We start from the raw sequence: 18,809 nt of genomic DNA on the forward strand, positions 1-18,809 counted from the left end.
TTGACGTTGCGGCAGGGTCAAGCGAGCCGTGCGCTGACGGCGCGGGTGCTCGTGTGCCACGATCGAGGGAACGGTTCCCGATCTCTCGGACAGGTGATCAGCCGATGTCCCAGTCTGGCGAGCGACAGAAGGAGGGGCGTGACATGACTGCCATGGCCCACGAGCCGCTCACGCAGGAAGAGGTCCTGCTGGAGGGCTTTCTCGCCCTGGACACCCCGGAGGGTTTCCGGGCCGAGCTGATCGAGGGGGAGATCGTTGTGACGCCGCCGCTGGACAGGGATCACGAGAAGTACATCAGCCGGATCGTGAGGCAAGTGATCAAGCGGTCCAAGACTGATATGGACTTCTCCGGGAACAAGGGGCTGAGGCTGAAGAGCGGGGAGGCCTATCCCACGGACTACGTGATCCCGGACGTCACTTTCGCGCCCGTCGAGGTTGACTTGTTCGGGGGCGCCGAATCCTGGATGCCGTGCGACGGCGTTGTCATGGTGTTGGAGGTGACGTCGACCAAGCCTCAGGCCGACCGCGAGGCCAAACGCCGTTGCTACGCTCGTGGAGGCATCCCCCTCTACCTGCTGGCCGACCGGGACGCCTCCCAGGTCACACTCTTCAGCGCCCCGGAGAAGGGCGACTACCGAGAGCACTGCACCCGCCCCTTCGGTAAGCCGATCGCTCTTCCGGAACCGTTCGCCTTCGAACTGGACACGGCGGAATTCCTCTGAGCAGTCGCCCGGTACCATGGTCGACACGGCAGACGAGCCGGGCGGACGGCCGCGTGGAGGTTCTTGTGGATCTCCCCGAGGAACGTCCGGGCTCCACAGGGCAGGGTGGTGGCTAACGGCCACCCGGGGTGACCCGCGGGACAGTGCCACAGAAAGCAAACCGCCGGGGGTCTTGGCCCTCGGTAAGGGTGAAACGGTGGTGTAAGAGACCACCAGTGCCCAGGGTGACCTGGGCAGCTAGGTAAACCCCACCCGGAGCAAGGTCAAGAGGAGCCGCCTCTTTGAAAGAAGGGGCGTCTCTGCGCGGACGTTCGAGGGCTGCCCGCCCGAGTCCGCGGGTAGACCGCACGAGGCCGACGGCAACGTCGGTCCTAGATGGATGGCCGTCACTCCACGGGCCGCGAGGCCCTGGAGTACAGAACCCGGCGTACAGCCCGACTCGTCTGCCGCTACCTGCGGCTTTGCCTTGGAAAGGGCCTCTGATCTGGGACGGAGGCCCTTTCCGGTCTTTCAGGGGCTTGCCGCGTTAGGCGGCGGAAAGTCCCTCGGAAGTCCCTCAGACAGCGCTGAAAGTCCCTGAAAAGTCCCTGGAGCGGAGGGGCGGGCGAGGCCTCTGAGCTGGTTCGGATCGCTGGGGTATGACGCTGCTGCTCCGCCCCTGCGGGTTTGCAACTGCCGCGAGGTGGGAGTGGTCTGCGATGGAGTGCTTGTGGTGTCGGGTTGGTGCACTGACGATCGGCCGCCGCATGGGATACACCTGGCGAAGAGGAGAGAGTGGCCTGTCTCCGATCCTGCTGGCTTATTCCGTGTGGGAGTTCGTTGGCCAAGGCGGTGGTGGCCTTCCTGGCGTTTCCGGTCGGTGGTCGGGCCCGTTGCCCGCGCTGGTGGGGTGTGCGGGCAGGTTCTAGGTGAGGAGGGCCGCGATGGCCACGGTCACTGCGGTGGCGAGGGTGATGACCGAGGTGAAGGCGGTCGCGGCACGGGCCAGGGCGGCAGGGTAGGTGGCGCCGTCCATGCGGGCGAGCTTGCCCGCGGCGGCGCCGACTAGCAGTGCGATGACGATGACGAGTGCGGCGCTGAGGAGGACGACGGCGACGGTCACGGCAGGCTCCCTGTACACGGTGGGGTGTTGACGTGGCCGAAGGTCGCGGAATCGGTGTGCGTCGGGGTTCGCGGGGACGAAGATGCACACTGGCGAACACATCACCTCGGGGGAACACGTGCACGACGAGCAGAGCGCTGAGGGTTCGACACTCACCGAACTGCGCAGGAGACTCGATGCTGGGCGGGCCCGGGCCCGGCTGAACCAGACGCAGCTTGCCAAGCAGGCTGGCCTGGGGCGTACGACCGTGTCGCAGGCGCTCTCGCCCAAGGGGGACGTGCCGTCGGTGGACACGGTGGCGGCGCTGGCCCGCGCTCTGAGGCTGCCGGTGGGCGAGCTTTTGGATCTGCAGCGGGCTGCAGCCGAAGAGTCGGGCACGACCACAGGCCAGGAGGTGGGGCCGGGCAGGCCGATCAGCCAGTGGGATCCGCACGAGTTGGAAGTGCACCCCGCCGGTCCCGGTGACGCCGCCTTAAGAACTCCTAACAAAGTGGGAGGTTCCTCAGTCGTCGCCAGCAGATGATGCTGCAGGCCAGGCTGAGGAACGCTTCGTGGATGTCGTCGCGGATCTCCCAGCGGACGCGTAATCGGCGGAACCAGTGCAGCAGCGCGAAGCTCTGCTCGACGACCCACCGGTGGATGCCCAGTCCGGATCCGTGTTCGGTGCCGCGGCGGGCGATGACGGGGGTGATGCCGACCGCCCGGACCTGCTTGCGGTACTTGTCATGGTCGTAGCCGCGGTCGGCGTAGAGCGTGTCCGGTCGGCGGCGTGGTCGTCCGCGTCGGCCGCGCACCGGTGGAACGGCCTCGATCAGCGGCATGAGCTGGGTGACGTCGTTGCGGTTGCCGCCGGTCAGTGACACTGCCAGCGGGATGCCGTGCGCTTCGGTGATCAGATGGTGTTTGGAGCCTGCTCGGGCACGGTCGACCGGGCTCGGTCCGGTTTTGGGCCGCCCTTCATGGCCCGCACGTGAGAGCCGTCGATCACCGCCCTCGACCAGTCCAGAGCGCCTGCGGCGTGCAGATCGGCCAGCAGCGACTCGTGCAGATGCTGCCAGACACCCGCGTCGTTCCAGTCACGCAGGCGCCGCCAGCACGTCATGCCGGAACCGAAGCCCAGCTCCTGCGGCAGGAACTCCCACGGAATGCCGGTGTACAGCACGAACAGGATGCCCGACAGCACTTTCCGGTCGTCCAGACGCTTGCGCCCTGGGTGATCCGGACGGCGCGGCACCACCGGCAGCAACGGCTCGATCCGCGCCCACAGCTCATCGGACACGATCCACGGCAGCTGCTCACCCTTTCTCACATGAAGGCTAACGCTCCATCAGACGCCAACATTTCAAGCCAAGAAGCGTCATTACGTTAGGAGTTCTAAGTCCGGCTATGTCCGTGGTACGGGCGCTACCCGGGTACGTGGCCCGCGAGCACGACCGGGTACTGGACGATGCGGTACGGGATGCGGCTGCCGGCCGTAGCCGGATCGTGGTATTGGTGGGCACCTCTTCGACGGGGAAGACCCGAGCGTGCTGGGAGGCCGTCCAGCCGCTTGCGGCGAAGGGGTGGCGACTGTGGCATCCCTTCGACCCGACCCGCGCGGAGGCCGCGCTGGAGGACTTGCACCATGTCGGGCCACGGACGGTGGTGTGGCTGAACGAGGCCCAGCACTACCTCGGCGGCCGGGCGGCCGGAGAGCGGATCGCGGCGGCCGTGCACCGGCTGCTGGTCGATGAGGAGCGCGGGCCCGTCCTGGTCCTGGGCACGCTGTGGCCCGAGTACGCCGCCAAATACACCGCCCTGCCCACACCGGGCGAGCAAGATCCGTACAGCCGGGTGCGGGAACTGCTGGCTGGCCGCACTCTGGCCGTCCCGGACGCCTTCGACACCGCCGCCCTCGCCACCGCCACGGCCCGCGCCGAGGGCGGTGACCGTTGCTGGCCGACGCCCTCAGCCGTGCCCGTGACGGCGGTCGGGTGACCCAGGACCTGGCCGGAGCCCCGGAACTCCTGAACCGCTACGAGCAGGCCGGCCCGGCCGCCAGAGCGCTGCTGGAAGTGGCAATGGACGCGCGCCGCCTCGGCGTAGGACTCCACCTCCCGCAGGTCTTTCTGACCGCCGCCGCCTCCGACTACCTCACCGACACCGACTACGACCAGCTCACCGACGACTGGGCGGAACGCGCCTACACCGAACTTGCCACACTGGTCCACGGCAAGCAGGCTCCGCTGCGCCGCACCATCCCCCGGCCCCCACGACGCCCATCCGCTCCTACCACCAGTGCTGACACCGCGGCCCCGTCGTCTGCGGGGCCTGTGTTCCGGCTTGCTGACTACCTCGAACAACATGGCCGCACCACCCGCAAACACCTGTGCCCGCCCGCCTCCTTCTGGAACGCCGCCCACACCCACCTCACCCACCCCGAACGACCTCAACAACCTCACCCATGCCGCCGAGAGTCGGCACCGCCTGTTATGGGCCCACCACCTTCGCCGCCGCGCCGCCGACCTCGGTGACGCCAGCGCCCTGGTCAGCCTGGCCGCGAGGCAGGAGCGAGCCGGGGACCGGGAGGGCGTCGAATCCCTGTACCGGCAGGCCGCCGACCACGGCAACACCGCCGCCCTGCACCGCCTGGCCGAGATACGAGAGGAAGCCGGAGACCGGGAGGGCGCTGAGGCCCTGGCCCAGCAGGCCGCCGACCACGGCAACACCGCCGCCCTGTGGCGGCTGGCCACGGTGCGGGAGAAGGCAGGAGACCGGGAAGGCGCCGAAGCCCTCTACCGGCAGGCCGCCGACCACGGCGACACCCACGCGCTGTGGCGCTTGGCCGAGAGGCGGGAGGAGGCCGGGGACCGGGAGGGCGCTGAGGCCCTGGCCCAGCAGGCCGCTGACCACGGTGATACCGAGGCCCTGTGGCGGCTGGCCACGGTGCGGGAGAAGGCAGGGGACCGGGAAGGCGCCGAAGCCCTCTACCGGCAGGCCGCTGACCACGGCGACACCCACGCCCTGTGGCGCCTGGTCGAGAGGCGGGAGGAGGCCGGGGACCGGGAGGGTGCTGAGGCCCTGGCCCAGCAGGCCGCCGACCACTACGCCCTGCGCCGCCTGGTCGAGATGCGGGAGAAGGCCGGGGACCGGGAGGGCGCTGAGACCCTGGCCCAGCAGGCCGCCGATCACGGCGAGCCCTACGCCCTGTGGCGCTTGGTCGAGATGCGAGAGGAGGCCGGAGACCGGGAAGGCGCCGAAGCCCTCTACCGGCAGGCCGCTGACCACGGCGACACCCACGCGCTGTGGCGCTTGGCCGAGATGCGTGAGGAGGCCGGGGACCGGGAAGGCGCCGACAACCTGGTCCAGCGGGCCGCCCTCCACGGTGATATCAACGCGCTGTGGCGCTTGGCCGAGATGCGTGAGGAGGCCGGGGACCGGGAAGGCGCTGAGACCTTGGCCCGACAGGTCGCGAACCATGGTGCTACCAAGCCTCTGTGGCGCCAGGTCAGGAGGCGGGAGACGCTCCGCAGGTTGTGGCCGCACGGTCTGGAGCCGGACGGCATGCCGACTCCTCCATGGCAGCCGTTGGTACCTGTTCCGCTCAACCGATACGTACCGCCTGGCACGTCGTAGGGGCCGCCGTACCCGTCGCTATGATCCGCGTCGTACCGAATGTCAGGTGGCGACCCCCGCTTTCGTCCCCCACAGAAACCGGCCGAGCAGCGCCTGCCGCAGTCCATCTTGCTGAACGTGAAAGGCAGACATGACCCGCCGGTTCCTTCCTGTCATAGCCGCCTGCGCGGCTGCACTCCTTGCCGTCGGCTGTAGCGGCCGAGCCCAGCAGCCCGCTATGGCAGCCCCCACGGTCACGGTCACCCAGACCATCGCGCCCACCCCCACCCCCACCTCCATACCGACACCAACGCCTGTAACCAGCCGTACTTCGGCCACCCCCACACAGGCCGTCTCTTCGGCGCCCGCGCCAGCCCCGGTTGGCACTCCGCAGGGATCGGTCGCCCTGACCGAATGGCACGACGGCGACGCGACGAACAAGTGCGTGAACGTCATGACCGTCTACGAGAATCGCTCCGACACCGCAGTAATCTCCATCACCCAGAAGTTCCAGACCTTGTACACGCCCAAGCACGCGGACGGCGAGTACCCCGACGAAGTGGACGGCCCGGTAAAGATGCTCACTCAGGACGCGGGCATCGCCCCATACGGGTCCCGGACCCTGTACTGGCAGGTGTGCGCGCCCGAGCTGGCCTCCAAGCAGAACCCAGTTCCGTCGGACGGCACCGACTCGTTCATGTCCGAGATCGGCGCCCAGCCTCGCACCACCACCTGGGACTGGGACTGGGCGCAGTAGATCACCCGGTTGCGTCTGGTGGCGATCCTGCTCGCTTATTCGGTCATGCGGCGGGGGAGAGGTCGAGGCGGGCAAGGTGGCTGACGCGGGTGCGGTCGAGCGGGTGGCCGTTCCACCAGGCATCGAGACGAATGAGGTTGAGCGCAGCGGCGGAGAAGACGTGCTCCAGATGGGGTCTTCTGGAGACCGAGGTATCGGGCACGTCTCATCCCGGTGACCGCGACGGCCTGACGGATGGTTCCCTCGATGCCCGCGCGAGTTCCGTACTTGGCTCGCCATAGCTCGTCGCCCTGCTGGAGGCGGGCATGATCGAGGACTTCTTGCAGCTCGCGGGGTTGCAGGGAGAGGGTCCGGCCGCTGGTCTTCGAGCGGGTGCACGGGTCGCGCACCGGGCATGGGCGACATGTCTCCTTGTCGAACTTGATGACGATGGCCTTCAGGGTAGTGGGGCTCCACCAGGTGCGGTGCTGGTGTCCCCACGTGGCAATCAGAACGACCAGCTGCGCCGGTCGGACAGCCATCGCAGAGTGACTTCGCCGCACCATGTCTGATGCTGGCGAAGGTGCGGTGACCAGTCCGCCGGGGGCTGTGCACCGGAGACCAGGAAGAAGCCAGAGAGCGCGGCGAGGGCGGCGTCGAGCTGCTCGTCGGCGACCCCGAGGGCGGTGGGATGCGCCGCGAACAGAGTCGTGGCGTCGTGACCGTCAGCGAACGCGGTGGCCAAGAGGAGGACCAGGTCGAACCAACTGGCCCCGACGCACGGCCAGTTCCAGTCGCAGATCCACGCGCCGCCGCGGGTATCGATGAGTACGTTGTCCTGGCGCAGGTCGTGGTGCAAGACGGCGGTGCCCGCTGTGGCCATCTGCCATTGGCCCTCCAGCTCAGCCAGCTGCGGCGTGAGCCCGAGCGGCATCCATGCAGGCAGAAGCTCCGGCCTGGTCCTGCCGGCTTGCAGGTCGCGCCAGTCGGTGAAGTCGCCCCCGGCGTCGATCGGCTTGAGACCGAGTTCCAGTAGTTGTGGCGAAGCCACCGCAAGCGCCTCCGCCGCGGTGGCGTAGGCGTCCAGGGTGGCGTTCAGGTCGTTGGACTGCCAGGGTTCGGCGGGCATGTGACCGCCATCGACCGCGTCGAAGCCAAGGACAACCCATTCGTCCTGCTCCTCGATCCACTGCAAGCGGGGAGCCGGAACCTCCGGGGGCAGTGCCTGGTTGATCAACGCCTCCCTCCGGTAACAGTCGGCGATCACAGCGTTCTCCCCGCCGTTGACCGCCTTGATGAACTGAGTGCCGCTGCTCCCGTGGGCAACCGCGGCAAACCCACTGGTGAAGCCGCTCCCCGCACTTGGCTCTGCGTCCACCACACCACCCAAGTGCCGTGAGATCAGCTGCCGGACGGCATGTGGAAGGTCGCCCCAGCGCGGACGCACCGCTGTGGAGTTGTACTGCAGGCGCGGGGTGACGATGTTCGGCATTCTGCAAGAGTGGGGGAACCCATCCTCCCTGTGCGACAGATTTCTTAGTACGGGTCCGGGCCAGTCCACCCGGTAGCAGCCACTACCTCGCGCGTGCTCTCCAGGACTGACAACCGTCGGTTACAAAATGCGGCCGAGCAACCGCTAGCAATCAGTAGGCTTGCACGCATGTCTCTGACCTCCACTCGCGTGCGTTTCGCTCCGTCTCCGACTGGAATGTTCCACGTTGGCGGGGCCCGGTCGGCTCTCTACAACTGGGCCGTCGCACGACAGTCGGGGGGCAAGTTCGTCCTGCGGATCGAGGACACCGACGCGGCCCGCAACAAGCCCGAGTGGATCGACGGCATCATCAGCGCGCTCGCGTCCATCGGGATCTCCAAGGACGATCCCGCCTTCGAGGGGCCGTGCTTCCAGTCGCGGAACGCCGACCGTCACAGCGAAGCCGCCCAGCAGCTCTACACGCAGGGCCGCGCGTACTACTGCGACTGCACCCGTGAGCAGCTCCAGGAGCGGACCGGTTCGCAGCACCTCGGCTACGACGGCTTCTGCCGGGACCGGGGTCTGGAGTACGTGGAGGGCCGGGCGCTGCGGTTCCGTACGCCCACCGAGGGCGAGACGGTCGTCGTGGATCTCATCCGGGGCGAGCCGTCCTTCCCGAACTCGGCGATCGAGGACTTTGTCATCGCCCGCGGCGACGGCTCCCCGGTCTTCCTGATCGCCAACGTGGTCGACGACCTCGACGAGGGGATCACCCTGGTCATCCGTGGCGACGAGCACCTGTCGAACACGCCGAAGCAGCAGCTGCTGTGGGAGGCGCTCGGCGCGAAGCCCCCGGTGTGGGCCCACCTGCCGGTGATCGTGAACGAGAAGCGGCAGAAGCTATCCAAACGCCGGGACAAGGTCGCTCTTGAGGACTACCTCGCCGAGGGCTACCTGCCGGAGGCGATGACCAACTACCTGATGCTGCTCGGCTGGGGTCCCGGGGACGACGTCGAACTCCGCCCGTACGAGGAGCTGGAGGAGAAGTTCCGCGTCGAGGACGTGAACACCTCGCCGGCCTTCTTCGACATCAAGAAGCTGACCGCCTTCAACGGCGAGTACATCCGTGCCCTGCCGCTGGAGAGGTTCGTCGAGGCCTGCGAGCCGTGGTTGCGCGCCCCGTATGCCAACTGGGCGCCCGAGGGCTTCGACCAGGCCGCATGGGAGGCGATCGCCCCCCATGCCCAGACCCGCGTGGCCGTCCTGTCGGACATCACGGCCAACGTCGACTTCCTGTTCCTGAAGGAACCGGTGGAGGACGAGGCATCCTGGGACAAGGCGATGAAGGGCGACCCCGCGGCCCTCCTGGCCACGGCCCGCGCCAAGCTGGAGACGGCCGACTGGACCAGCCCCGAGTCCCTCAAGGAGGCGGTCCTGGCCGCCGGCGAGGAACACGGCCTGAAGCTGGGCAAGGCCCAGGCCCCGGTGCGCGTCGCGGCCACGGGCCGCGCGGTCGGTCTGCCCCTCTTCGAGTCCCTGGAGGTCCTCGGCAAGGACCGCACGCTTGCCCGGATCGATGCGGCACTGGCGAAGCTCGCCGACTGATCACTTCGTGATCATGGTCCCGCAGGCGGGAAGAGGCTAGCGCGATGTCTTTAACGGTGGCGAGGGGTCCGAACGCCCCTGCATCACGCTGTCCGTGAGGTATCGGAGAATGGGGTTGGCCCCTCGCTGACAGGCACTCGGACAGGCTCGTGGCCGGTTGTGCGTCGGCTACGAGCGCGGTGTATCTCCGCAAGGGCGATCACGCGCATATCTGCTGTGTCGATCCCTCTGCCGGGACGAGACTGAACACTCCCGTGTTATGTCCCGTGGTGCCGCGGGAAGTCGCTTCGCCGATGGCCGCATCGGGGCGGAGATGTTCTCGAAGGGGGTTCTTCTGCTCATGCCGGATATCAAGGTGGCAATGTGTACAGGGAATGCCGGTAAGTTCCGCACAGCCCAAGAGCATCTCGCTCCATGGGGTGTCGAAGTGGAACAGGTGCCGTTGGAGCTAGACGAGATTCAGACGACGCCTGTCGTTGAGATTGCGCAACATAAGGCTCGACAGGCGTACGCGATTCTCGGGCGGCCGTTGTTCGTCGAAGACTCGGGTTTCTACATCGAGGAGTTCGGCGGTTGGCCCGGGCCGATGGTGAAGCAGGCTCTCGAGGCCTTCGGACCTAGCGGGCTTACGCATCTCGCAGATCTCACGCAGAACCGGACCTGCCGTTTCGCGAGCGCCGCTGTCTACGCGGACGCTGACGGCCGGTTGAACACCTTCGCAGAGGACACGCGTAGCCCAGGAACGATTGCGGCTGTTCCCGTCCGCGGTAACAGTCCACGATCCTGGTCTGACTTGTGGTCGATCTTCGTGCCGTACGGCGCAGCCACGACGCTGGCCGCGCTACCGGAGGACGAGCAGAACCGTGTGTTCGACGAGTGGGGAAAGAGTTCGGTCGTCGCGGCCTTGGGTGAATGGCTGGCGCAGTCTCATTGACATCGCGATGGTGATATCACCGGAGGAATAGGGAGTCGGACGGTCAGTGGCTCATGGTGGTGATCCGCCAGTGCCGGGCTTTACCGGATCTCCCGGTTGCCCTGCAGGGCTGCCCGGTGAGGTCGGCGAGCGATCCGTCACTTACAGGAGATCGCGTTGACGCCCTAGCTCCTGCCCGTTGAGAGGTTCCAGCTATGTCGCGCCCGTTTGAGGAATCGCCCTACGCGTTCACCGTCCCGCCTCGGGTCGAGGCGGTGCCGGCAGCACGAGACCTCGTCGCGGACCGTGCTCGGCGGCTTGGGCTGGATTTGGGCGAGGAACTGACCAACGACTTGAAGCTGCTCACCGGAGAGCTGGTCGCGAACTCGGTTACGCACACGAAGGCCGCGTGCGTGGTGTGCGTACGGTGGACCGGAGAGCGGCTCCGTGTGGAAGTCACCGATATCGATCCCACGCCGGTGGCTCTCTCACAAGCTCTGCCGGTGGACGAGCACGGGCGTGGTCTCTTCCTCGTTGCTGCACTGGCAACAGAGTGGGGCTCGCAATCCTGCGTTGCAGGGAAGACGATCTGGTTCGAACTGGAAGTGACATCCTCAGCAGAAGCGACCATGACCATGGCGACCTCACGTTGTGAAGTCCCGCCTGAGCAGGCGATGGCCAGCAGCACAGGCAACGCCCCTCCAGCGCCGGCGAAGCCCTTGCCAATAGTCGGTGCACGAGCACGAGCCGAGTACCAAGCGGCCTGAAGGCGCATCGATGCCTGACATTCGGAGGGTATGTTTCCGACCCTCCGGCGCGCTGGCGGCCAGTTAGCCGTGGCCACTTCGATTCCCACTGTCCCGCCATTTCACCTACACAGTGTGAAGTTCAGCTGCGACACCGATCTCCCCACCAAGGCAGGATCGGGGGTAGATCGCTCAGCCCTCGGGCGGGCCGCTTGGGCATGGGCGACTCGCCGTCGTCGCCGTCCCAGCGGCGACCATACTGATCCGGAAGACTTCCCCAGCCCCAGTACGGAACCGGGCTGCCGGGCGTCTCGCCGAACTCCTCCAGCGGATTGATGCGCTTGTCGCCCACCGTGCACAGGTGCGCCCAGTCGTCTCCCATGTCGAAGACGTAGGCGAACTGCTCGCCGGCCTGCAGCCTGCTGAGCTTGGCGGTGTGACCGTCCAGGGTGCCGTCCGGGGCTTCACCGTCCCACCAGTCCAGCGGGCTGACGCCCGTTCCGTCGGCCAGCGTGAACATGTGCAGGTGGGCCAGGTCCCAGCGGGCGAAGGCGCGATCGATGGCCTCCGCGAGCTGGGCGAAGGAGTGGGCCCGTGCTGCGGCGAGGATCCGGCCGGGGCGAGGCCACAGATCCGCTCCATCACCGGAGACCAGCTCGACGCGGATGGACAACCACGTGCGTGCCATGCCGACTTGCTCCCCTCGGACCAGTTGCCAGACCCCGAGTGAGACTACAGAAAGTCACCGCAGGGTGGGGAATCTGTCTGGCCGTACGTCAGGAGAGAAAGCCCTGGCCTCCGGCTACGGGGGAACCGGAGGTCAGGGCAGCTTCATCAAAGCCGGTCACGGTGAGCGGACGACGGCCGCTTCACGTAGTCGAGAGGTGGCGGCTTCGCGATCGTGGGGTCCGGTGCCCTGCCGGCCCAACTCTGCACCTCGGAGCTGCTCTGAGCACATTACGTGCGTGATATTGCAGTTGGACAGCGTTCGTTACCGTGGGACGGAGAGGCACCGGAGCAGGAGCGATCATGCGTGGGGCTGCCTCTTGTCAGTATCGCGGCACAGTAGCCAAGGATCTCCATGACAGCGTCATTGCCGACCGCCACTTCCATCGATTTGCGCGTTCAGCCGGTTGACGAGGTACTCGAACGCGTGGAGCGTGCGCTCGACGTGAGAGTGGAGCCGGAGTCGCTGGTCCGGAAGCGCCGAACGGTCGGTGCGCGAACGGACCGTGGAACGTGGGTACGGATCGAGCGGCGTCCGCTCGAAAAGGTCAAAGGGCAGGGCTGGAACGGTACGGAGTGCGCCGCCGTTCTGGACGGCGTTGCGAAGCCCGCGTGGTTGCAGGGTGTGTCCTGGAGCGACACGGCTGGAGCGGCGATGTGGCGCGCCGACGAGACCGAGCTACTTCCCGGGGAGCCAGTGGGTCCGGATTCGGTGTTGGCGCTGTCAGAGGAGTGGTGGAAGGCGCTGAACAGCTCGCTGGACGCTCTCGCTGAACAGCGCACGACACGCGTGGCGACGCCGGATACCGTCGCGATCACTCAGGCAGGAGTTACAGCCGTGATCAAGGAGACGTTCCCGGGGGTATCGGATACGACCATCGGGGAGTGGGCGCCGGCGCACGCGGATCTGAACTGGGCGAACATGACCTCCCCGCAGTTCTGTCTGTTCGACTGGGAGGACTGGGGGATGGCTCCGCGGGGCCTGGATGCCGCGTGGCTGTGGGGGAACTCCCTCGTTCTCCCGGAGTTGGCCGAGCGTGTCCGGCGGGAGCGGCGGCGGGACCTGGAGAGCCGGGAAGGCAAGCTTATGTCGTTGTTCTTCTGCACGAAGATCCTCGGTCCGCATGCGGATGCGGGTGACCCCCGGATGGGGCTCGCCCGGATCGAGGCGGATCGAATCGTGGCGGATCTCCGAGCGGACTGAGGGTTTGCCCCGTGATGGATCTGTTGGCTGGGTGCTCGACGGGCGAGGGCATCACTCCGGCGCGCCGAAGGTGAGCAGTGGCACGTCGTACAACTCAGGGTTTCGAGGCCGGGTCATGGCTGGCGAGATCACCTCGACGACGTAGAGCTCGCTCAGGAACTGGACCGTGGCGCGCAGGAGGTGGCTGGTGCGGCCGTCGGCGGACAGTGCCTTCAGCCCGGCCGACACGTGGATGTGCGGCAGGATGCCCCCCGTCTCCGGATCGTGGGCGATCGTTCCCGCGCCGAAGGCCTCGACGTTGGTGACGTGCGTCCTGTCCCAGACCGGGGCGTCCGGGTTTTCGAGCTTCCCGCAGGCGCCGACGATCTCGGCCTCGGCGAACGCGCCGATGAACGAGGGAATGTAGCCCTGCCGCACCCCGTGGTCACGGCAGAACGCGGAGAGCGCGTCGAAGAAGTCCTCGCCGTGGTCGAAGGTGACGCCGAACGTCCTGCCGGTGTTCAGCACGTGGGCACGCATTTGGGTCCTCTCGGATGGGGCTGAGGTTCGTGGGTCAGCGCGCGAAGGCGGAGAACTTCGAGGTGATCGTCTCGTGGTCCGCGTCCTGGGCGAGCAAGGCCTGGAGCAGGAGGCGTGCCTGGTACGGGCCGAGGTTGCCGGCCGGGATGAGTCCCCGGCCGATCAGGTCCTTCTCCGACCCGGGGAAGCCGTACGTTCCGGTCAGGACCGGACCGTTGCCGATGCGCGAGGCGAGGACCACGGGGATGCGTGCGGCCAGCCGTTCGAGGCTCTCGACGAGCCGCTGGGGGACATGCCCCACACCGAAGGCGGCAACGACGAGCCCGTCGCACAGGCTGTCCCACGCCTCGAGCAGCGTGCCGTCGTCGCCGAGGCTGACCGTGTAGAGGCCCACGCGTGCGTCACGAGCAGCCGGCGCCAGGGGGGCGACTCGCGTGGGCAGCGGGGAAGCCAGCCGTACACGGTCCTCCGCGATCCGGCCGATTGGTCCGGCGCCGGGTGATGTGAAGGCGGCCGGGCTGGTGGTGTGGGACTTACGGACATGGCGTGCCGCGTGGATCTCGTCGTTCAGGACGACCAGCACCCCGGCGCCACGCAGTTGCGGGTCGGTTGCGGCGAGGACGGCGGCGTACAGGTTGGCCGGTCCGTCCGGGCCGGCCATGGTGGGGTTGCGCATGGCTCCGGTGACGATGACCGGCTGGTCGTGTCCGTGGTGGAGGTCGAGGAAGAACGCGGTCTCCTCGATGGTGTCGGTGCCCTGTGTGATCACAACGCCGTCGACGTCGCCGCCGTCGAGGGTCTTGTCGATCGCCGCGCCGAGCTCCGTGAGGTCGTCGAAGGTGAGCGAGGCGCCGGGCACCCGGCGAAAGTCATGCACGCGCAGGTCGATGCCGTGACGGTCCAGGCCGGGCACGGCAGCCAGGAGATCATGCGCGGAGAGCGCCGGCACAACCCCTCCGGTCGCCGGGTCGGTGGTCATCGCGATGGTGCCACCGAGAGAGTAGACAGCCACCGTTCGCGTCACGCCCGCCATTGCTCCAACTTCCCATCCGGCTCAGCCTGGTTGGATCTCTTCCTCGGAGATCTTTCCGAGCAGGCTATCGGGTCGCCCCTACAGGAGCGCCAGCTTCGGGCGCTGCAACTCGACTGCCACGTATGCGCAGGCCCGATCCAGGGCATCGAGGCTGAGGTGGCGACTTCGTGGCCTGGCGAGCCCGGTGGTGCCCACAGCGGCAAGCTCTCCACAGCGGCGGATCAGCCAGGCACGGTCAAGGCCGAGATAGTCCGAAGTCGCCGCCAGGCGTTCGCCGGGAGTCGTTCCCGTGGTGACGGTGTGGGCTCGCGCGTGCCCGGTGATGTCCGCGAAGGCTCGCAGCGAACGCGCCCCGGCGATCAGAGCAGTCTGTGGAGCGCCTTCGGCCCGTACCCAGGTCGCTATGGCGGCCTTGTGTCCCGGCACAAGCGCGAAGCCCTCCGTCTGCTGGAGGTCCGCCTCGTCGGTCACCCAGGTCGTGACGCCGTATGACTCCATCAACGCGATCGCAAGGAACAACAACACGCGCTCGTACAAGGGCGAGGCGACGACCTCCTGGTGGGGGATACAGAAGGCTCGTCCGACGCCGTCGTGTGCACGCGTGGGAGCCATCGTCCGGAGGTAGCGGTGCTTATGCTCGAAGAGTAGCCAGGTCGCAGCCTCCTCCCCCCGCTGTTCGCGGGTCCAGAAGACCGGATCGCCGGCCAGCTCATCGCGCTGGTCGAGGATGAAGCGGGCGCACGCTCGCGAGCCGACGAGCATCTGGGAACCGTCAGTGAGGGCATCAGCAGCGATCGGCCGACTGTCAGTTCCTAACCGGGGTTGGGACAGAAGAGCGAGATTCCCGTGTAATGCTGCGTCGTCGCCGAGGACTGCGGAGTCGAACCCTGCCGTGGCCCAGAGGATTCCGTAGGTGAGATCGTCGAGTTCGTATGCCACGGGGATCGCGAAAGAGCTGCCCAGTTGGTCGCGGTCGCCCCCGCGCACGTCCATGACGAAGTGCCGCTCTGTCCCGACTTCGCCGTGGCGCACGGCGAACAGCGCCCTGAGCGGCATCCGACTCCATGCCTCGGCCTCCCGGCTGGACGTGAGCCAGAGGGCGTCCTTCTGTAAGGAGGCCGCTGACCCGGTCAGCGTGGGAAGTGCCGTGGGCGGCAGGTTCCGCCCTGCCGGCAGGAGGAGCTGCCCCGGTCCTTCCTGAAGGGCGAGGCGGCCACGGGAGCTGTCCGCGGTTGACGAGGGTCGGTCTGCGTCGGGCAGCGCACCCAGGAGTCCAACGGGCACTCCGAGAGCCTCGCTCCACTGGGCAAGTTGGCGGCGGTCACGGATCTTCTTCCGGCCCCGCTCAAGCCGACTCACCTCGGCCTGATCAATGTTGACGAGCCGAGCGACTGCTGCCTGTGAGAGGCCGGTGTGCTGACGGAAGAGCCGCACGACCACACCAAGGTCCCAGGCCCGGACTGCTGCCTCAACTGCGGGATCCGCCCAGAACCCCTCCTCGACCCGGGGCACTGCGCCGCCCCTCTGACAGGGCCCACACCGCGTTCCCGCATTGAAACGGCTGAGCGTCGCACGGCACACCGAGCAGTGCCGCTCCACCTCGCCAGCCATCCCGGTCTCACCTCTAGGTGATCAGGCGCATCTCCAGCTGTTCAACGTCCCGCAGATCTACTTTGCCGCGCGGTCCCAGCGTCCAAACCCACCAGCCGAGGCTCGGTTGAACTCTGCCCGGCCCAAAGGGAGTCCGGTGCGGAGGCCCGACGCCGCTGTTCGGCGCTGTCCATAACCCACTGGATCACCGAAGAGATATCACGGCCGTGATGTGCGACTGCCCGCCGCCTGAAGCAGGTTGGGCACGGGGGTGAGCGAGGGCTGGTGCAGGAAGACGCCTAGTGCCCGGCAACGCGTTGGCCCGACCTCTGCAGTTCCAGCCGCACAGCTCCCCAGGTTGGACCTGACCCCCAGGACCGCCCATCGGAGCCCCCGGTGGGCAACGAAGTGGAAGGAGTACGCGGTGAACGAGAACGCACCCCCGGCGCCTGGTGGCCTGCTCGTGGCCGTCGAGGTTCTGACGGCCGTACACGACCGCAACGACACCAGCGCCTCCGACCCGTCGCAGGGCGGCGGCGGTGACGGCCCGTGGCCCGGTGGCGACGGCCTGAACCATCCCGTGTAACAGCCAGCACACGACCGGACGGGGACCGTGTGATCCTGCGCGGTCCCCGTACCGGGCAGCCCGTTTCCACCCGAAAAATGGGGAGAACATGGAGCACCGACTGATACGTGGCATCGAGCAGGCGCTGGGGTGGAACGGCCCCGAGGGCCTCGGAGGAGCCTTCGCCCGCGGCAGCCTCACGGACACCGCGCTGACCGAGCGAATGCTGACCCCACAGCGACTGCTGGACATGACTATGCGGCGGACCCTCGCCCACCCGCAGTTCCGCATGTTCCGCGACGGAGAGGAACTGCACCCGAGCCGGTACCTCAACCAGGAAGTCAGCCGCCGCGGCCAGAGCGTCGACATGGTGAACATGCGGCTCCTGGCGGGCCTGCTCCGCGAGGGTGCCACGATGGTCCTGGACCAGTCCAACGTGTTCGATCCCACGATGGAGGTGGCCTGCCGGGCCCTGCAGTGGTGGGCCCGCGAGCACGTCCAGGCGAACATCTACCTCACCACGAACGAGGCCGCCGGCTTCAGGCTCCACTGGGACGACCACGACGTCGTGATCGTCCAGCTCGCCGGAGAGAAGGAGTGGGAGGTCCGTGGGATCTCACGCCCCTACCCGATGTACCGCGACGCGGCACGCAACGACTCCCCGAGCGAGGAGATCATCTGGGCCGGCACCATGAAGACGGGCGACGTCATGCACATCCCGCGGGGCCACTGGCACCAGGCCACCCGCAACGGAAGCGGCTCCGGGCAGAGCCTGCACATGACGCTCGGGTTCGAGAAGCGCACCGGGGTGAACTGGCTGTCCTGGCTCGCCGACTGGTCCCGCGAGACCGAGATCTTCCGCCATGACCTCGACCGATGGGGCAGCACGGACGAACAGGAGGCCCAGCAGCGGAAGTTGGCCGAAGCCGCAGTCTCGCTCATGGGGTCACGCAGCCCCGCGGACTTCCTGGCCACCCGCGAACAGGAAGTCGCTACGCCCCGGCACGTGCCGTACGTCGACTTCTTCGGCCCCCTGACGTCCGTCGTCTGCATCACCAACTTCCCGCCGCGCATCGTGGAGCACGACGACGCGGTCGAGGTCGTCGCAACACGCAAGAAGCTGACCTTCGCGGTCAAGGCGCTCCCTGCGCTGCGGCTCTTGCTGAGCGGCCACCCGGTGCACATCGCGGAGGCAGCCAGCCAGGTTGGTGCCGACGTGGAACAGGTCGCGAAGATCCTGACGGAGGAGGAGCTGTGCGCGCCCCTGACCGCAGAATTGTTCTCGGGCTACACCGATCTCGTCACCAGCGCCACCAACTGACCAACGCGCTCGACCTGGGGATCACCGCGATCGACACGGCCTTCAGCTACCGCGGGTTCGCCTCTCACACGATCCTCGCGGACATCGGGCGCGGCCTACTCGACCGCTTCACGATCTCCACCAAGGTCGGCTTCTTCCCACGGCCAGGCGGGGCCGAGCACTCACTCGATCCGGCCCGCCTGATCGGGGCGCTGGAACAGACGAACCATGAGTTGGGCCGCGCACCCGACCTCGTCTTCCTGCACAACCCGGAGTGCAGCCTCCAGGACACCGCTACGGAGGTTGCTCGCGACACTCTCGCCCAGGCGTGCGCGGCACTGGAAGACGCCATGCACAAGGGGCTCTGCGGTGCCTGGGGCATCTCCACCTGGGATCCCTATTCGCTGCTAGATGCGATCGACGCCACCGCGACCAAGCCGGCCGTCCTGATGGTCAGGTGTGGCCTACTCGTTGGCGTCCACACCCTCCGCGCGGCGGAGTCGCTTGCACGCGAGTGGAGCCATCACAACACCCAGGTGTGGGGCATGAGCCCCTTCAGCGGAAACGCGCACGACCCTGTATGGAGCAGCTTCGACGCCCGCGTCTTCCTTCGGGACCCTCCCGGCCCCGTCCCCCAGATGCAGGCAGCTTTCAGGGCCGCCTACGACCTCCCGACGGTAAGCGCGGTCGCCGTCGGTACGGACGACCCCGCCCACCTTCGCGAACTCGTCGACGCGCTGACGTTCGAGGTGGACGAACAGGCGGTCCTCCAGTACCGAGACCTCCTGCTGAGCGGGGCAAGGCAGGACGCTCATAAACGCTCATAAGCAGGTGGACGGTTCGCCGTCATCGTGGAGTGCGGGCCAACCGCGCAGGCTCCACATCTCGCGGTGGCTCCCGACGGAGGTGAAGCCGTGCTCAGGCAAGGGACCACGTCTGGCGAGTGCCAGACGATGACCTTGACGCTCAACACCGGGAAGTTC

20 protein-coding genes, 1 other RNA gene and 1 pseudogene are annotated in these 18,809 nt (G+C 67.5%); 13 read left to right on the top strand and 9 right to left on the bottom strand.

The annotated features are described in order from the left end of the window. The first annotated feature begins 143 nt into the window (after positions 1-143). Entirely contained in the window at positions 144-722 is a 579-nt protein-coding gene (locus HJD23_RS29955) for a Uma2 family endonuclease (protein WP_171110882.1), read from the top strand. A 33-nt stretch (positions 723-755) separates the two neighbouring features. Further along, positions 756-1,168: RNase P RNA component class A (gene rnpB / locus HJD23_RS29960), an RNA gene on the top strand. Between the two features lie 458 nt (positions 1,169-1,626). Here rnpB and HJD23_RS29965 read toward each other — a convergent pair. Continuing rightward, complete coding sequence (locus HJD23_RS29965; RefSeq protein ID WP_171110881.1) at positions 1,627-1,824, bottom strand: hypothetical protein; 198 nt, start codon at positions 1,822-1,824, stop codon at positions 1,627-1,629. Positions 1,825-1,906: 82 nt separating this feature from the next. Between HJD23_RS29965 and HJD23_RS29970 the strand changes: the two genes are divergently transcribed. Next, positions 1,907-2,347, top strand: coding sequence for a helix-turn-helix transcriptional regulator (locus HJD23_RS29970; protein ID WP_240980851.1), 441 nt, complete (start codon positions 1,907-1,909; stop codon positions 2,345-2,347). Here the strand turns inward: HJD23_RS29970 and HJD23_RS29975 are convergent. After that, positions 2,307-3,115, bottom strand: a protein-coding gene (locus tag HJD23_RS29975) for an IS5 family transposase (protein WP_171111832.1) whose coding sequence is annotated in 2 segments (ribosomal slippage) — positions 2,307-2,773 and positions 2,773-3,115 — 810 coding nt in all. Because the reading frame shifts where the segments join, the coding sequence is not laid out codon by codon here. The two genes, HJD23_RS29970 and HJD23_RS29975, sit on opposite strands and share 41 nt — an antisense overlap. 95 nt (positions 3,116-3,210) lie before the next feature. On the opposite strand from HJD23_RS29975, the gene HJD23_RS45050 reads away from it, so the two are divergent. The 3 genes from HJD23_RS45050 (at position 3,211) to HJD23_RS29985 (ending at position 6,175) form a co-directional block, all read left to right on the top strand. After that, complete coding sequence (locus HJD23_RS45050) at positions 3,211-3,801, top strand: hypothetical protein (RefSeq protein WP_346770318.1); 591 nt, start codon at positions 3,211-3,213, stop codon at positions 3,799-3,801. A 366-nt stretch (positions 3,802-4,167) separates the two neighbouring features. Then, positions 4,168-5,439, top strand: a complete 1,272-nt coding sequence (locus tag HJD23_RS45055; protein ID WP_346770319.1) for a tetratricopeptide repeat protein — start codon at positions 4,168-4,170, stop codon at positions 5,437-5,439. A gap of 424 nt (positions 5,440-5,863) precedes the next feature. Continuing rightward, positions 5,864-6,175, top strand: coding sequence for a hypothetical protein (locus HJD23_RS29985; protein ID WP_171110879.1), 312 nt, complete (start codon positions 5,864-5,866; stop codon positions 6,173-6,175). Positions 6,176-6,218: 43 nt separating this feature from the next. On the opposite strand, the gene HJD23_RS44210 is transcribed toward HJD23_RS29985, so the two are convergent. The 3 genes and pseudogenes from HJD23_RS44210 to HJD23_RS29995 all read right to left on the bottom strand — a co-directional run bounded on the left by HJD23_RS44210 (position 6,219) and on the right by HJD23_RS29995 (position 7,646). After that, the gene (locus HJD23_RS44210) at positions 6,219-6,377 is read right to left on the bottom strand and encodes a hypothetical protein (protein WP_240981030.1); all 159 of its coding nucleotides are present in this window, start codon (positions 6,375-6,377) and stop codon (positions 6,219-6,221) included. A gap of 31 nt (positions 6,378-6,408) precedes the next feature. Continuing rightward, positions 6,409-6,720, bottom strand: a pseudogene (locus HJD23_RS44215) (transposase); the annotation flags it as partial. Beyond that, the gene (locus HJD23_RS29995) at positions 6,663-7,646 is read right to left on the bottom strand and encodes a phosphotransferase (RefSeq protein ID WP_171110875.1); all 984 of its coding nucleotides are present in this window, start codon (positions 7,644-7,646) and stop codon (positions 6,663-6,665) included. The gene HJD23_RS29995 and the pseudogene HJD23_RS44215, both read right to left, overlap by 58 nt. A gap of 216 nt (positions 7,647-7,862) precedes the next feature. On the opposite strand from HJD23_RS29995, the gene gltX reads away from it, so the two are divergent. The 3 genes from gltX (at position 7,863) to HJD23_RS30010 (ending at position 10,910) form a co-directional block, all read left to right on the top strand. Next, positions 7,863-9,230, top strand: a complete 1,368-nt coding sequence (gltX, locus tag HJD23_RS30000) for a glutamate--tRNA ligase (RefSeq protein ID WP_240980852.1) — start codon at positions 7,863-7,865, stop codon at positions 9,228-9,230. A 259-nt stretch (positions 9,231-9,489) separates the two neighbouring features. Next, positions 9,490-10,164: a non-canonical purine NTP pyrophosphatase gene (locus HJD23_RS30005; RefSeq protein ID WP_240980853.1), complete on the top strand. Its 675-nt coding sequence runs from the start codon at positions 9,490-9,492 to the stop codon at positions 10,162-10,164. A gap of 194 nt (positions 10,165-10,358) precedes the next feature. Continuing rightward, complete coding sequence (locus tag HJD23_RS30010; protein WP_171110871.1) at positions 10,359-10,910, top strand: ATP-binding protein; 552 nt, start codon at positions 10,359-10,361, stop codon at positions 10,908-10,910. Positions 10,911-11,031: 121 nt separating this feature from the next. Here HJD23_RS30010 and HJD23_RS30015 read toward each other — a convergent pair whose 3' ends face one another. Beyond that, positions 11,032-11,577, bottom strand: a complete 546-nt coding sequence (locus tag HJD23_RS30015; protein ID WP_171110869.1) for a hypothetical protein — start codon at positions 11,575-11,577, stop codon at positions 11,032-11,034. 393 nt (positions 11,578-11,970) lie between these two features. On the opposite strand from HJD23_RS30015, the gene HJD23_RS30020 reads away from it, so the two are divergent. Beyond that, entirely contained in the window at positions 11,971-12,819 is an 849-nt protein-coding gene (locus tag HJD23_RS30020) for a hypothetical protein (RefSeq protein WP_171110868.1), read from the top strand. Positions 12,820-12,870: 51 nt separating this feature from the next. Here HJD23_RS30020 and HJD23_RS30025 read toward each other — a convergent pair whose 3' ends face one another. From HJD23_RS30025 to HJD23_RS30035, 3 genes are all read right to left on the bottom strand, one after another. Further along, on the bottom strand, positions 12,871-13,338 hold the full coding sequence (locus tag HJD23_RS30025) for a PPC domain-containing DNA-binding protein (RefSeq protein WP_171110866.1): 468 nt from the start codon (positions 13,336-13,338) through the stop codon (positions 12,871-12,873). A gap of 34 nt (positions 13,339-13,372) precedes the next feature. Next, positions 13,373-14,350, bottom strand: a complete 978-nt coding sequence (locus HJD23_RS30030) for an asparaginase (protein WP_346770320.1) — start codon at positions 14,348-14,350, stop codon at positions 13,373-13,375. 99 nt (positions 14,351-14,449) lie between these two features. Then, a complete protein-coding gene (locus HJD23_RS30035) occupies positions 14,450-15,883 on the bottom strand; it encodes a helix-turn-helix transcriptional regulator (RefSeq protein WP_171110863.1) in 1,434 nt (477 codons plus the stop codon). A gap of 502 nt (positions 15,884-16,385) precedes the next feature. Between HJD23_RS30035 and HJD23_RS30040 the strand changes: the two genes are divergently transcribed. The 3 genes from HJD23_RS30040 to HJD23_RS30050 all read left to right on the top strand — a co-directional run bounded on the left by HJD23_RS30040 (position 16,386) and on the right by HJD23_RS30050 (position 18,653). Continuing rightward, the gene (locus HJD23_RS30040) at positions 16,386-16,547 is read left to right on the top strand and encodes a hypothetical protein (RefSeq protein ID WP_171110862.1); all 162 of its coding nucleotides are present in this window, start codon (positions 16,386-16,388) and stop codon (positions 16,545-16,547) included. A gap of 88 nt (positions 16,548-16,635) precedes the next feature. After that, the gene (locus tag HJD23_RS30045; RefSeq protein WP_171110860.1) at positions 16,636-17,847 is read left to right on the top strand and encodes a cupin domain-containing protein; all 1,212 of its coding nucleotides are present in this window, start codon (positions 16,636-16,638) and stop codon (positions 17,845-17,847) included. Beyond that, complete coding sequence (locus HJD23_RS30050) at positions 17,781-18,653, top strand: aldo/keto reductase (RefSeq protein ID WP_171110859.1); 873 nt, start codon at positions 17,781-17,783, stop codon at positions 18,651-18,653. Before HJD23_RS30045 ends, HJD23_RS30050 begins: the two co-directional genes overlap by 67 nt. Positions 18,654-18,809 lie beyond the last annotated feature (156 nt).

This window comes from Streptomyces sp. Z423-1 (genome assembly GCF_013009255.1).
Lineage (GTDB): Bacteria > Actinomycetota > Actinomycetes > Streptomycetales > Streptomycetaceae > Streptomyces > Streptomyces gossypiisoli.